13 protein-coding genes and 1 pseudogene are annotated in these 11500 nt (G+C 40.8%); 10 read left to right on the forward strand and 4 right to left on the reverse strand.

Annotation, left to right across the window (positions count from 1 at the left end):
- From A142_RS15790 to A142_RS15810, 5 genes and pseudogenes are all read left to right on the forward strand, one after another.
- Positions 1–136, forward strand: a pseudogene (locus A142_RS15790) (VOC family protein); the annotation flags it as partial.
- Positions 137–297: 161 nt separating this feature from the next.
- Entirely contained in the window at positions 298–597 is a 300-nt protein-coding gene (locus tag A142_RS15795; protein WP_019820673.1) for a hypothetical protein, read from the forward strand.
- 136 nt (positions 598–733) lie between these two features.
- Positions 734–1246 carry a hypothetical protein gene (locus A142_RS24795; RefSeq protein ID WP_019820675.1) on the forward strand — a complete coding sequence of 171 codons (513 nt, stop codon included), beginning with the start codon at positions 734–736 and terminating at the stop codon, positions 1244–1246.
- Between the two features lie 125 nt (positions 1247–1371).
- Positions 1372–1740 carry a VOC family protein gene (locus A142_RS15805; protein WP_019820677.1) on the forward strand — a complete coding sequence of 123 codons (369 nt, stop codon included), beginning with the start codon at positions 1372–1374 and terminating at the stop codon, positions 1738–1740.
- A gap of 161 nt (positions 1741–1901) precedes the next feature.
- A complete protein-coding gene (locus A142_RS15810) occupies positions 1902–2312 on the forward strand; it encodes a hypothetical protein (protein ID WP_019820679.1) in 411 nt (136 codons plus the stop codon).
- 142 nt (positions 2313–2454) lie between these two features.
- On the opposite strand, the gene A142_RS15815 is transcribed toward A142_RS15810, so the two are convergent.
- A complete protein-coding gene (locus A142_RS15815; RefSeq protein WP_019820681.1) occupies positions 2455–2733 on the reverse strand; it encodes a type II toxin-antitoxin system mRNA interferase toxin, RelE/StbE family in 279 nt (92 codons plus the stop codon).
- A complete protein-coding gene (locus tag A142_RS15820) occupies positions 2730–3014 on the reverse strand; it encodes a type II toxin-antitoxin system RelB/DinJ family antitoxin (RefSeq protein WP_005398409.1) in 285 nt (94 codons plus the stop codon). Before A142_RS15820 ends, A142_RS15815 begins: the two co-directional genes overlap by 4 nt.
- Positions 3015–3283: 269 nt before the next feature.
- Between A142_RS15820 and A142_RS15825 the strand changes: the two genes are divergently transcribed.
- Both A142_RS15825 and A142_RS15830 read left to right on the forward strand, forming a co-directional pair.
- Positions 3284–4537: an AAA family ATPase gene (locus A142_RS15825; protein WP_019820685.1), complete on the forward strand. Its 1254-nt coding sequence runs from the start codon at positions 3284–3286 to the stop codon at positions 4535–4537.
- Between the two features lie 10 nt (positions 4538–4547).
- Entirely contained in the window at positions 4548–5342 is a 795-nt protein-coding gene (locus A142_RS15830) for a hypothetical protein (protein WP_019820686.1), read from the forward strand.
- 979 nt (positions 5343–6321) lie between these two features.
- Here the strand turns inward: A142_RS15830 and A142_RS15835 are convergent.
- The gene (locus A142_RS15835) at positions 6322–7476 is read right to left on the reverse strand and encodes an IS110 family transposase (RefSeq protein ID WP_019820687.1); all 1155 of its coding nucleotides are present in this window, start codon (positions 7474–7476) and stop codon (positions 6322–6324) included.
- A gap of 729 nt (positions 7477–8205) precedes the next feature.
- On the reverse strand, positions 8206–9141 hold the full coding sequence (locus tag A142_RS15840; RefSeq protein ID WP_019820688.1) for a hypothetical protein: 936 nt from the start codon (positions 9139–9141) through the stop codon (positions 8206–8208).
- Between the two features lie 252 nt (positions 9142–9393).
- Here A142_RS15840 and A142_RS15845 point away from each other — a divergent pair, with 252 nt between their 5' ends.
- The 3 genes from A142_RS15845 (at position 9394) to A142_RS15855 (ending at position 11039) form a co-directional block, all read left to right on the forward strand.
- Positions 9394–9834, forward strand: coding sequence for a hypothetical protein (locus A142_RS15845; RefSeq protein WP_019820689.1), 441 nt, complete (start codon positions 9394–9396; stop codon positions 9832–9834).
- A gap of 198 nt (positions 9835–10032) precedes the next feature.
- Positions 10033–10596 carry a DUF6988 family protein gene (locus tag A142_RS15850; RefSeq protein WP_241813127.1) on the forward strand — a complete coding sequence of 188 codons (564 nt, stop codon included), beginning with the start codon at positions 10033–10035 and terminating at the stop codon, positions 10594–10596.
- Positions 10597–10712: 116 nt separating this feature from the next.
- Positions 10713–11039, forward strand: a complete 327-nt coding sequence (locus A142_RS15855; RefSeq protein ID WP_019820691.1) for a hypothetical protein — start codon at positions 10713–10715, stop codon at positions 11037–11039.
- The last annotated feature ends 461 nt before the right edge of the window (positions 11040–11500 follow it).

The raw sequence follows: 11500 nt of genomic DNA on the forward strand, positions 1-11500 counted from the left end.
GTTCTATGCGACAGCCATTGAATTAGGTGGTTCATGTGCAGGTAAGCCAGGCTTAAGACCAGAGTATGGTGAAACTTACTATGCAGCATTCGTTCGTGACTTAGACGGAAACAAAATCGAAGCAGTTTCAATGTAGCTTCGAGTACGCATATAACAAGCAATTTAAGAGGGATTCACAACGCTTGGCATTTTTGCTTCTACTTCAAATTTAGTGTTTATGGCACAATGCGTTAGGTGTGGGTGGTGGCGTTGTTCACCCCTTAATTGGGCGTTATACGTTATTGGAGTCTATGAGATATGAAAGAAATCGCTTTTTCGAAATGTCAATCGTTTGAGCTATCTAAATTACTGCAAGATAGTGGTTATTTAAGTAAAAATAGGGATATGTGTGTTCGGTATTATAAAGGACAAGGTGACTCTACATTTATTCATCACAGCCTTAATATTATTCGAGCAACTAAAAGCACAGAAGGTAGTAAGTTTGTTAGGCAGATGTTAGGTGAACCAAATGGTAAAGCTTCACCATCACAGGAATGTAGCTACGATACTTGGTTTTTAAATGGTTACCAGGGTAAAGCGGGCAGTAAGGTTGACTAAACGTATAACAAGGCGTTTAAGACGGATTCACAACGCTTGGCGGTTTTGGTTTAAATCAGTTTTAGTATTTAAGGTACAATAGTTTAGGTTTGGTGGTTGGCGTTGTTCACCACTTAACGCGGCGTTAAAGGTCAGTATGGACAAATCAGAACATTGTAAAGAAGTTTACGCATATTACGGTTTAGCGATGTATCGTGCGCAATGTGTGGAACAATCAATTATTCAGTTGCTCATCTTTTGTGATTTATACGAAAGAGAGGCAAAGTCTAAACACACCCAAGAGGAGTGGGAGGCTAAGTTTGATAGCTTTGATCAGGAAGTTAGTGATAAGACGATGGGTAGGCTAATAGGACACCTAAAATCTTTAAATGTACTTCAATCGACTACAGAATCGTTGTTGGCTAAGGCTCTCAAGGAACGCAACTTCTTAGCTCATAGCTATTTCCAAGCTAAGGCTATGGATTTTATGAACGAGTCTGGGCGTAATAAGATGATTACTGGATTGGAAAAATCAATAGAGTTGTTCAATCAAGTTGAGGACATCCTAAACCCGATCACAATGAGTGTCGCAGCAAAGTATGGGTTAACTGAGGAAGTTCTAGAAAATATTCAAAAACAGGCTCTGGAAGAGGCGAAAACTGACCTTTAACAAAGCATTTAAGAGTGATTCGCAACGCTTGGCAGTTTCGCTTCGCTCAAGTATAGCCAAGCGCTGCTCACACCTTAATGCGGCGTTATATGCTTTCAAGTTTCAAATAATACAAGGACTTAAAAATGATTCTAAATCACGTCTCAGTTGGTGCTTCTGATGTGGTAAAAGCAGTCGGTTTTTATGACTCAGTTCTTTCTACGTTGTCTATTAAGCGTGCTCACTATATAGAGAAGATCGCAGCGGCTTATGGTGAAAACTTTGAATTTTGGGCCGGAAGCCCTTGCGAAGGAAAAGCAGCATCAAGTAATGGTGCTCATATTGCTTTCAATGCGCCTTCAAAAGAAGCTGTTGACCAGTTCTATGCGACAGCCATTGAATTAGGTGGCTCATGTGCAGGTAAACCAGGCTTAAGACCAGAGTATGGTGAAAGTTACTATGCAGCATTCGTACGTGACTTAGATGGAAACAAAATCGAAGCAGTTTCAATGTAGTTTCTAGTACGCATATAACAAGCAATTTAAGAGGGATTCCCAACGCTTGGCATTTTTGATTCTACTTCAAATTAAGTGTTTATGGCACAATGCTTTAGGTTTGGGTGGTAGCGTTGCTCACCCCTTAATTGGGCGTTATACATTATGGAGATTTTTGATTCGTGGAAACCTTTGGTAGTACATATGCGAAAGCAGTAGATGACTTATCTACGAAGATTTTTATACCTGCCATTATTTGCTCGTTAATTGCAGAATTTGGAGAATATTTCGTCCAAAATCTAGGGTTGGTTTGGGGCTACATAGCAGCATTTTTTCTAGGTATTATCATAGGTGTTGTGGTTGTATTTTTTATTGTTATTGCGGAGCGATTGTTGGGCTATAATGCTCAAATAAAGCCATATTTAGGTACTTTTCTTATGCCTTTAGGGTTAATAGGTCTATTTCCAGCTTACTTCTCTGGGATAACTCCTCCATATACGCAAGTCACCGCAGTTGCTCTTTTAGCTTGGTCATTTGTACTGATAAAACCACTAGACTTCTTTAGATACCATTTAGATATGCGGTCGAAATAATGTATAACAAAGCGTTTAAGACAGATTCGCAACGCTCGGCATTTTTAGTTTGAATCAAGTATAGTGTTTACGGTGGCATGGTTAGGTTTCGTGGTTGTGTTGCTCACTACTTAACGCGGCGTTAGTTCCCCGGAGCGAGTAATCAATCCGTAGGGAATTTTTGTTTCTGGTGGAGTACACGCATAACTCGGATGATATCGCCTTCGACCCAGTAAGACACAATCATCGAAATATCAGGAATGATGAGCAATCGTCCGCGGATGCCATCGCGTTGTACACCCATTAAAGGTTGTTCAAGCAAGTTTTCTACTTTTGCTTCAATGAGGTTGTCAGTTTTTTCTGCCGCATCAGGGTTAAAGTCATAGAGAAACTCGAAGATCTTTTCACGATCACTAAGTGACTCCTCTTCCCATAAAATCATTGCTTACCTCGATTACGGATTCTGGCTTTGCGCTCTTCCATTCGAGACTTAGCAGTTTGATGCTCAACGAAAACGGATTTTCCTGAGTCAAACTTCTCAAATGCTAGGTTTACTTGTTCAGTTAGCCATGCATCGTGAGATAATGTTTTTCTTTGTTGTTCAGCGAGTTGCTCAGTAAGCTCACGGCAAGCATCACTTAGAGTTCGACCTTGGCTTTCAGCCATTTGTTGAGCTAGGCGTTTTGTTTCTTCATCAACACGAAATTGAATTCTAGTGTCCATGATTTATTCCTTTGCTGGTGTGTGTACAAATGTTAGCACTAAGCTTTGAGATGGGCAACTAACAAACAATTTAAGAGTGATTCGGCACGCGTGGCATGTTTACTATGCGTTGGTTTTAGTGATTAAGGTGGTATGCGGGAGCATTGTATTGCGTGCCTCACACCTTAATTGGGCGTTAAGCTTCATTCACACAGCGCTTCTTCAAGAAAGATGAATAGTTTGAATATCTTACGTATAATCATCTTAACTTTGATAATGGCGTGTCAAAAATGTATATAAAAAAGATAGATTTAGAAAATATTAAAACCTTTAAACGTTTTGCCTATGAACTTGATGAGAAGGAGGACCCTGCTGGGTGGCACGTCATTTTAGGAAATAATGGGGCTGGAAAATCAACGTTCATTAGAGCGGCAGCAGTTGGTTTAATGGGACCTCAAGAGGCGAATAAATCTCGACATGCTTTTCTAGAATGGGTCAAGAAAGGGGCTGAGAGTGCGCTAATTCGTATGGAGTTGATCCAAGATAGAGCTCTTGATAACTGGGCGCAAAAAGGAAAACAACAGGTCGATAACCTCTCTTATACTCTGAAAATAACAGATGAAGGAAGTTTTACTACACACTCAAGAAACTCACCAAATAGGCATGTTTGGAGTGGTAAAAAAGGCTGGTTTTCAGTTTCATATGGACCGTTTAGACGGTTTTCAGGGGGGAATAGCGATTATCAAAAATTATTCTATTCATCTCCATTATTAGCTAGACACTTATCGGTGTTTGGTGAAGATGTTGCATTAACAGAAACTCTGGAATGGTTAAAAGAACTCCGATTCAAAGAGTTAGAAAAGCCAAACTCAATTGAAGCTAATCTTCTGAAGAAAATTAAAGATTTTGTTAACCAAGACGACTTTTTACCTAATGGAGTTAAATTCGAAGGTGTTTCTTCTGATGGCATTGAATTTATCGATAGCAATAAGGCACAAGTGAACATTGAATCACTTAGTGATGGATATCGCTCGGTACTAAGTATGACTTTAGAGCTTATTCGCCAAATGGTTGATTGTTATGAAACAGAAAATATTTTCTGTTCTGAAGGTAACTCTATCGTATATCCTGGCGTAGTCTTCATTGATGAAATTGATGTCCACCTGCATCCAATATGGCAGCGAAAGATCGGTAAATGGTTTACAGAACATTTTCCTAAGATTCAGTTTATCGTTTCAACACATAGTCCTTTAGTTTGCCAAAGTGCTGGCTCAGGTTCGATATGGAAACTGCCTAATTTTATTGAGAATAAAAAAGGCTATCGAGTTAGGGGGGTGGAGCTTGATCGTCTTTTATACGGAAACATCTTGGAAGCACTGAGCTCTGATGTGTTTGGTATAGGCATTGAGCGCTCCGAAGAAGCACAGGGACTCTTAAAGCATTTAGCTGAACTTAATATAAAAGTTCAGTTTGGAGGTGAGTTAACAGAGGAGGAATTTGCTGAAAAACAGCGGATTCAGGGTATTTTTGGTACTGGCGTGTAGGAAAAGGTTAATGATTGAAATTCCGCAAACACCGTTAGCTCAAGCAGCATTAACATATTTAGCTAACAAACAAGCTGAAATTAATGCCTTACCAGACTATGCCCAACAGGTTATTAAAGGTAAATCATTATGGTCTAACAAAGGTGGGACTAATTTTGAAACGGTAAAATCTACACTGACTTTAATGTGTGTAGGGAGCAAAAGGTGCAACTATTGTGAAGACTCAGCAGCAGATGAAGTCGAACATGTTAAGCCTAAGGATCTATACCCAGAGGATACCTTTGTCTGGGGAAATTACTTATACGCATGCGGCCCATGTAATGGCCCTAAAAACAATTTTTTTGCCGTGATTGATCAAAATAATCAAATTTTGGAATTAGCACGAAAGAAGAACGACCCTGTTGTTCGTCCACAAGCGGGAAATGATGCTTTTATTAACCCAAGGAATGAAAACCCTCTCGAATATATGGTTCTAGATCTAGCTACAATGTACTTTGTACCTTTTCCTGGAATTGGAGCTGTCCAAAAGAAAAAGGCAGAGTATACGATTGAGAAGCTTAGGTTGAACACTAGAGATTATTTGGTGAAAGCAAGGGCTGAAGCTTATGAGGCCTACCTCAATGCCATGAAAGCATTTGTTTTAGATAAGTCATCAAATAAAACACAAGCAGAACTTGAAAACAGCTTGAGTAAATTCAAAACGAAGCAGCATCCCACCGTATGGGCAGAAATGAAAAGGCAGCACCAAGCTATAAATGAGATAGCTGCATTAATAGGGCAGGCACCTGAACTACTAGATGCCTAATTGAAGCTTAACAAAGCGTTTAAGACAGATTCCCAACGCATGGCATTTTTCATTCCATCGTTGGGTTTTGTGTTTATGGTGGTATGGTTGGGCTCAGTGGTAGCGTTGCTCACTACTTAACGCGGCGTTAGTACGGGTTTGACATCAAAGGTCACAAGTTCTGGTGTTTATCTTTTTTGGCGCTCGAATTTACACCTTTCAGTTAGTGCCTTTCACGTTCTATCCGGTGGCACTATATGCGGAGTGTTCGCTTTGATTTCACCGTTTACGGTTTCTAACTCTTAACCTACTTCTTTGGTGCTTCTTCATTTTCGTGGTGGCTTTTGAGAGAACCTTGGTTGTAATTGATGCTGTCGTCGGAGTACTAAGACCGAATCCTTTTCTAATTTGAAGCCAGTGAAAGTAGGGCAGTTCAGTGCGTTTTTCTTCTAGCCAACTTTCGTTTTTCAATCGAGTTTAACTTTTATAGCTGCCCGTCTCACTTCAGTGCTCAAAGCCTTTCATATCATGCTACTTTTCAATATCTTGGAGCGCACAAATAGAAGTAGCGCACGTACTAACAAACTGTTCAAGAGGGATTCGCAACGCGTGGCATTTTCACTATGCGTTGGTTTTAGTGTTTAAGGTGGCATGCGGCGGCTTCGGTATTGCGTTGCTCACCCCTTAACAGGGCGTTGATATGACCCCCACTGTCAATTAAAACGTAGAAGTTTCTGCTCCCACATTTCAGAGCCTTTTGTTTATTTTGAGATAGTGTTAACGCATAGATGAAGCAAGTAATTTCGTCGGTTCTCATGCTGATATACGTGGATTACTCATCGCGAGATGAGCAGCGCCTACCTTACTTATTTCGTCGTGGCACCTGTCTTCAGTCTATGCTCGTGGTTCAATAAAGCGCGAGCTTTATTGCCATCCTAACGCCGTCGGTGTTTGTGCCACACCCGATGCTCTATCCAATGCGTTAACACTAATTCTTTTCTCATACAGGCAGCCTTGCAATCCGTGTTTTTGGTTCGACTGCGCTAACGACCACCTCTCTTGCGATAGCCCAGATATACGCGATCATTTCTCTTGCGATAGCGGCGACGACAACGTTTCGATGTTTGCCTTTTTGTAGTAATCGTTGATAGCGGCGACATAATCGTTGCTGAGCATGCCAAGCAATATCGACAATTTCTTTGGGCAGTCCTTCTTGTCGCAGTTGCAGTTCGACGGAGATATTAGCTTTGTGCTTATAAGTATGTGCGCCCTCAATAAGCAACCGTCGTGCTCGACTGTTTCCGCATTTGGTGAGGCTCCCTCGCTTCGTTTTACCGCCACTGGAGCTTTCAGTCGGTACGAGGCCAACATAAGCCATAAGTTTTCTGGGATGGTCGAAGCGACGTAGGTCGCCGAGCTCGGCAATGGTGCCGAGAGCAACAAGGAGTCGCACCCCCCGCATAGCTTGAATGGCTTTGACAACAGGGTAGTAACGCCAGTTTTTGACTTGGTGTAATAACTCGTTATCTAACCGTTGTAATCTTTGCATCCGCTCACTGATGGTGATGATCATTTCTTGCAATACAATCTGTTGGCTGTGATGGGGAAGAATGAGGTCGGTTAGCCACCGTAGATGCTTTTTAGACCAGTTATCATTCACCGTCGCTTGTACATTATTACGTAGAAGAAAGCCTTTGAGTTGGAATTTTGCATCTTTAAGATCTTTCATCGCGGTTTCTCGAGCCCTTGATAAATCACTTATCGCCTCGTCTTCAGATTCAGGCACATAAATAGGCGTAAGCTCTTCAGCCTTAAAAAGCTTGGCAAGTTTTGCAGCATCCCTCTTATCTGTTTTGACTCTATCCCCTGATTTCTTTGGAATAAGGGAAGGAGCGATGACACAGCAGCAGTGGCCAAGGCTGGTGAGCAATCGGTATGTCCAGTATCCACATGGCCCAGCCTCGTAGACAAAATGGAGGGTGGCTTTTGGATATTTAGATTGCAGTTGTTGTGTGAGTTTAATGAGGGCGGACTTGTTAGACTTTATCCGTCCCAAATGTTCAGGTGTAGCCCCGCGTTGCTCTTGCAAGACGGCGACTTGGATAAATGACTTATGCGTATCTAAGCCAATGAAAATTATGCTATCGTTATTCATGCTAGCCTCCAAATTTAGTTGTTTGAACACACTAATTATGGCTCTGGCTTTACGCTAACCCACGAAATTGGAGGCTAGCACCTCGTGGGGGTCATTATGTCTAGCTTTCACTTCTAGTTAATAGTAATGAGGAAATATAGTGTCGGGTAAAAAGACCGATGTGCCGGCTTTGGCTGGTGCTGCTACTGCAGGTTCGATTTCTGTTTTTATGGGCTCAGGGCCGTATAGTGTGCTTTCAATATCTATAGGGTTAGCTCTATTATCGTTTATCTGTACTTACTCATGGAGTCATTCTGACACACCTTGGCGATGCGCTACATTTGCATCGGTATTTGGTCTACTTTCACTTTTAATCGTAGCCCCTTTGATAGAACTCTATTTATATTGTGGATGGGAAGTGTTAAGCAACTTACGAGGCTGCGTCTATTGGGTAAGCACACAAGAAGTATCCTTGGTCAATCCATTAGATTTATTATGCGTATGGTTCGTAATTTCAACACTAGTATTTATAGAGCAGTATACTCGCTACAAATGGGAGCAAAAAAACAAACAAGCGAACAATAAATTTGAGAGTGATTCTCAACGCTTGGCACCCTGAGTTCAAGCAGGTTTAGTGTTTATGGCACAGTGGTTTAGGTAAGGTGTTAGCGTTGTTCACACCTTAATGTGGCCGTTATGTGTCTGAGCAGACTTTAATTTCGGTCTGCTCAATATAGTAAAAGCTGGGGTTTACTTAATTTGACTAATTCCTACGAGGAGTGTTTTGACGTGGTAGCTACTGATGAAGATTACTTGCTCTCTAGTCCCATAAAACTTAATTTCAAATCCATTGGGGTTTTTCTCTAGCATTGAAAGAGGTAATGTTACGCCGACAGTTTCAGTCAAAGAGCAGCCAAAGCTTCCATTACAGTCCACATCGGTATCAATTTTGGTTAACTCATGCACTTTTCCATCTTTAGTGCGAGCGGTGCGGATGTGCCCCCAATCATTGAGAAATAGTAGATCTGCGTATACTTGGAAGACTTTGGGCTTCCTAGTCAGTTTGCCATTAGACCATGTGCGTAAGAGGATTCGATCTTGATATTCAGTTTTAATCGTAGATGAATCTGCAAATTCATCTGTTGTGACTATTGGTTCGTAGCTGGCTTCCTTCACATTTTCTGTACCATACGCGTATGCTAAGTCATTGGCATTAAAGGGCGAGGCATTAGTTTTTTCAAAGCCTTTTTTTTCTATCAGTGCGTTGTAGTTAACATGTCCTTTGAACCATAGGGCGGCAGTACAACCTTCAAACATAACAGCAGTTGAAACATTACTATCAAATGAATAGTCCTTACCTTGGATGTTTAGTACTTTGGGATACTTATTAAACGTTTTATGGTCAGGTTTTAAATTTCCAGAGAATTTAAACTTTCTACCTTTTAGCGTTTCTCCAACATTACTTCTACCGAGATAACCTTGATCGTCTTCAAAGTAAAGGGAGAAGTACTTGGACTCGCCAGTGTACGAAAACTCAGATCCTGGCATATTTTCATACACACACGCTGTAGTTGACTGTGAACTAACGCTGTTAGTCGGTGTTCTTGCTGATTTGGTTGCTTGTTGTGTTGCCATACAACCAGTTAATGATGCGATAAAAGCAATTATGATTATGTTTCTTTTCATGTTGAATAGAGCTGCCTTGAGTCTTCTACTTGTTCTGTGAATAAAAGGAGCGGCATTCTACTCATCTAGGCAATAAAATAGATATGATTTATATCAACCAATACACATAACAATCTGTTTGAAATTGATTCGCAAGGCGTGGCATTTTATTATACGTTGCGTTTAGTGTTTAAGGTGGCATGCGGTGGCTTGGTATTGAGTTGCCCATACTTTAATACAGCGTTATGTATATCATGAAAAAGGACGGTTTTAATGGATGCAGTTCCAAAAATATCAGATATAAAAAATCTTAAAGATCTCAGCACAGTTTTAGTTCTTCCGTTATTGTGTGCCTGTTATATATATCAAACCGAATTCATTTTATCGCTGGGTAGTTTTAGTTTCTCCATTGAACCTGACAGCTCTGGCTTCTGGTACTATGTCCAATTCGTGGTGATTTTCGTTGGCAAAACCGTTTGGGCAGCATTTTTTAGTTCTGCGCTCTATATGGCTGTAATCTACGCCTATATATACATTCACCAATCAATTATTCATCTAATCGTGTTGCTCCTGTTAACATTTGGGTTTGCTGGTGTTTTTGCTACGGATAAAATTAATACGTACCTGTCTTTGGCACCATTGTGGTATTACAGTTGTTTCGTCATCGCATTCTTTTTACTTTCAATGTTGGAACAAATCGAGTCCGATACATAACAGCTCTTTAGGGTAAGCTAATACTTGGTATTCTCTCTAGGTTGAGGGTTGTACTTACGGAGTAATGGTTTAAATTTGGTGCTAGCGTTGCTCACACCTCAATGGAAGTAAACGAAAAACAAGGAGTAGATCATCGATAACTTACTTGCAAGGTCAGCAGAATATGAGAATTATGTTGACTACATACTGAGACAACCTTTGTTTGATGATTCAGATAGGGTTCGGGTTAGCAAAATAATGTGTAGCGTATCTTTGGAGCATGCTGAAAGTTTAAAGATTTTGCTCGCGACAAGAAACTTTACTTCTGCACTTGGACTTTTGAGGCTTCAGTTCGAGAGTTTAGTGAAAGGTATGTGGGTATTGTATGCTGCGAGCGATATAGCGGTAAGTAAATTAACGGCAGAGTTAAACGAAGAAAATCAGAAAAGAGCCAATAACTTACCGATGTTGAGCGAAATGATAAGCCAACTGGAAAAGAAGGCTCCGAAAAATGCAGTAGGTCCTATTCTGGAGTTCAAAGAGTACTCTTGGAAGCCGCTAAGTTCATATGTTCATGGAGGCCTACATGCTGTAGATAGACATAGCAAAGGATACCCTGTTGCTATGCTAGAACAGGTTTTGAAAGCATCAAATGGTGTTAACGGGTTAGTTGCGGTGTTTGGTTCTATCCTGACTGGTCAAACACACTTAACCAAAGATGTATATAAGTCATTTCATATATATGAAGACTGTTTTCAGATGAAAGGGCCACTTACTTTGTAGCAAATCTTACAGGCTAGTTCTTTTTGCTTTCGCTTTCCGCTTCGTTCATAGCAGAAATCACCTCGTAACGCGGTGCCATGTTCTACCCTAAAAAGTGACACTTTATGGAGGTCGGTATGAATATCAAAGAGTCTGATTGGAAAATCTTTTGCGAGATAAAGAGTGAAGCAGCGCAACTGTTTTGTACTCGACAGCTAGATGAAGCCATCAAAACGATTACTGATGAGTCAGAACCTGTAGGGGAAAGGTTCAACTTTATGTGTCAGCACTCTAAAGAATCTCAAAAGCAAATGAAGTCTATCTTTGATGGCCATTCTCGAAGCCGAGCATTTATCCAGCTCATGCAAATGTGTGCGGAAGGCTTGGTTGCACCAGAACAATTCGAACGTCTCTCAGACGAACTCAAAAAAGACATTACGAGTATTCTAGAAAGAAGAGCCTAAGGAAAGTTGGCTAATCAGGCCGCTTCTTTTTCATAGCTGCAACCATCTCAATATTATTCCTTTTTATTCACGAATTCGGATATCCGTTGCAATTCTGCTTCGGCAACCTCACTTTTACGAGTTTTATTATACGAGTTGTATTGAAAATCGTAGAGTTACTCGTTTTTTCTCCTTCAAAACGCCGTTGATTTTTAAGAACTAGCACTAGAATCTGGATTGAGATTTCTTCCAAAAAAGTGTCAACGTTACTTTGTCAATAAAATCTCTCGTTAGCCCTTTAAATCCGTGCACTCTAGGTGAACTGAAAGTGTCACCTAGAGTGCATGAGGGTGGGGGTTACGGGAGTTTATGCTTGTGATGCGACCAGAGCCCCACCATCACAAATTCTTGGCCCCAAATTCTTCAATATTTTTGGTTTGCATAGACGTTCTTGCGTATTTCGGTGATTGCGATCGGCTGTT

The sequence above is a fragment of the Vibrio splendidus 12E03 genome (assembly GCF_000272105.2).
In the GTDB taxonomy this organism is placed as follows: domain Bacteria; phylum Pseudomonadota; class Gammaproteobacteria; order Enterobacterales; family Vibrionaceae; genus Vibrio; species Vibrio splendidus_I.

What these genes read in the sequence shown, in the direction of transcription:
- A142_RS15820 (WP_005398409.1), bottom strand. Translation starts at nt 3,014, where the DNA reads ATGGACACTAGAATTCAATTTCGTGTTGATGAAGAAACAAAACGCCTA.
- A142_RS15840 (WP_019820688.1), bottom strand. Translation starts at nt 9,141, where the DNA reads ATGAAAAGAAACATAATCATAATTGCTTTTATCGCATCATTAACTGGT.
- A142_RS15830 (WP_019820686.1), top strand. Translation starts at nt 4,548, where the DNA reads ATGATTGAAATTCCGCAAACACCGTTAGCTCAAGCAGCATTAACATAT.
- A142_RS24795 (WP_019820675.1), top strand. Translation starts at nt 734, where the DNA reads ATGGACAAATCAGAACATTGTAAAGAAGTTTACGCATATTACGGTTTA.
- A142_RS15795 (WP_019820673.1), top strand. Translation starts at nt 298, where the DNA reads ATGAAAGAAATCGCTTTTTCGAAATGTCAATCGTTTGAGCTATCTAAA.
- A142_RS15845 (WP_019820689.1), top strand. Translation starts at nt 9,394, where the DNA reads ATGGATGCAGTTCCAAAAATATCAGATATAAAAAATCTTAAAGATCTC.
- A142_RS15855 (WP_019820691.1), top strand. Translation starts at nt 10,713, where the DNA reads ATGAATATCAAAGAGTCTGATTGGAAAATCTTTTGCGAGATAAAGAGT.
- A142_RS15815 (WP_019820681.1), bottom strand. Translation starts at nt 2,733, where the DNA reads ATGATTTTATGGGAAGAGGAGTCACTTAGTGATCGTGAAAAGATCTTC.
- A142_RS15835 (WP_019820687.1), bottom strand. Translation starts at nt 7,476, where the DNA reads ATGAATAACGATAGCATAATTTTCATTGGCTTAGATACGCATAAGTCA.
- A142_RS15805 (WP_019820677.1), top strand. Translation starts at nt 1,372, where the DNA reads ATGATTCTAAATCACGTCTCAGTTGGTGCTTCTGATGTGGTAAAAGCA.
- A142_RS15825 (WP_019820685.1), top strand. Translation starts at nt 3,284, where the DNA reads ATGTATATAAAAAAGATAGATTTAGAAAATATTAAAACCTTTAAACGT.